1 protein-coding gene is annotated in these 1711 nt (G+C 66.5%); it reads left to right on the top strand.

Features of this window, described 5'->3' with window-relative positions:
- The first annotated feature begins 124 nt into the window (after window positions 1–124).
- Window positions 125–1528, top strand: coding sequence for an IS1380 family transposase (locus CRM90_RS29860; RefSeq protein WP_102810435.1), 1404 nt, complete (start codon window positions 125–127; stop codon window positions 1526–1528).
- Window positions 1529–1711: the final 183 nt, after the last annotated feature.

Raw genomic sequence — 1711 nt, 5'->3', positions numbered from 1 at the left:
CTAAGCCTGAATCCGTGGATGGGCCGGTGATTTGATCGGCGTGTGAACAGCGAAAATGCCTTCTGGCCTGGGATAATACGAGTGCTGAAGTCATATTTGTCCACGGTCCGAGAAGGCACTTTCGATGCACTCATCGTATACGTTCACCACTGGGTCGGCGGTGTTTGACGAGCAGAATTTGGTGTCGGCTGCCGGGCTGGTGCCGGTGCTGGAACTGGCTGAGCAGACCGGTCTTTCGCGACTGATCGACGAGCACGTTGCGCTGCCATCGACGCGGGTGAAATCCGGAGCGGTCAACCCGGCCGGGAAGCTGACTGCAATCGTGGCCGCGATGGCCTGCGGGGCCGACTGCATCGATGATGCGGGCGTGCTGCGCGCGGGCGGCACACCCCGGGTGTTCAACGAGGTGTACGCCCCCTCGACGTTGGGGATCTTCTTGCGTGAGTTCACTTTCGGGCACAGTAAGCAAGTTGCCGCGGTGGGCCGCACGCATCTGGTGGCGCTGGCCGCGCGCACCCCGGTGCTGTCCGGGGCGGAAGAGGGGATGTTCTTGGACATCGACTCGCTGCTGCGCCCGGTCTACGGCAAGGCCAAGCAGGGCGCCTCGTTCGGACACGCCAAGATCGCCAGCCGCGCACTGCTGCGCCTGGGCCTGTCCCCGCAGATCACCACCATCTCCACGGCCAGTGCCGCGCCGGTGATCGCCGAGGCGCAGCTGCGCAGCGGGCGGGCTGCCTCCGGCCGCGGTGGCGCCCGCCAAGTCAAGCAGGCCATCACCACTGCCCGCGCGATCAACCCGGATGCGCCGATCATGGTGCGCGGCGACTCGATGTTCGGCACGAAGAAAGTGATCACCACCTGCATTCAGCACGGCGTCGAGTTCTCCGTGTCGGTGAGCCGCAACAAGCGGATCACCGCCGCGCTCGCGGCCATCGACGAGGCCGCCTACACCCCGGTGCACTACCCCGGCGCGGTCGAAGACCCCGACACCGGCGCGCTGATCTCGGATGCCCAGGTCGCCGAAGCCCCCTACACCCTGCGCCTGGGCCGGGGCCGAACACTGACCGTACGGATGGTGGTACGCCGGGTCAAAGACGCCCGCTACCCCGATGCGTTGTTTCCGGTGTGGCGTTATCACCCATTTGTGACCAACTCCGCGCTGCCGGTCGACCAGGCCGATATCACCCACCGCCGCCACGCCATCATCGAAACCACCTTCGCCGATCTGATCGACGGCCCACTGGCTCGTATCCCGTCCGGGCTGTTTGCCGCCAATTGTGCCTGGCTTGCCTGCGCGGTGATCACCCATAACCTGCTGCGCGCCGCGGGCACCCTGGCCGGCGGTCACCACGCCGTGGCCCGCGGCGCCACCCTGCGCCGCGACCTGATCAACGTGCCCGCACGCTTCGCCGCCCCGGCCCGCAAACCCATGCTGCACCTGCCCGCCCACTGGCCCTGGCAAACCGGATGGAAAACCCTGTGGGACAACACCATCGGCTACCCCACCATACAGCCACGAGCCGCCTGAACCGAGCCGCCAGCCCCTGTCCACCCCGCCATCCCCGGCCCGACCCCAGGACCGCCACAACAAGGAAAAGCTGGTACAGGCCAGCGGATCACGCATGCCCCGCCGCGTCACACTCGGCCGCATTTCAGAACAACCACGTCAACGGGCAACACGAAATCACCCGTCCACGGTTTCAGGCTAAGA

The organism is Mycobacterium sp. ENV421, assembly GCF_002887815.1.
Taxonomy (GTDB): domain Bacteria; phylum Actinomycetota; class Actinomycetes; order Mycobacteriales; family Mycobacteriaceae; genus Mycobacterium.
The sequence above is the reverse complement of the archived record's forward strand: the minus strand, read 5'-3'. Positions and strand labels throughout refer to the sequence as shown.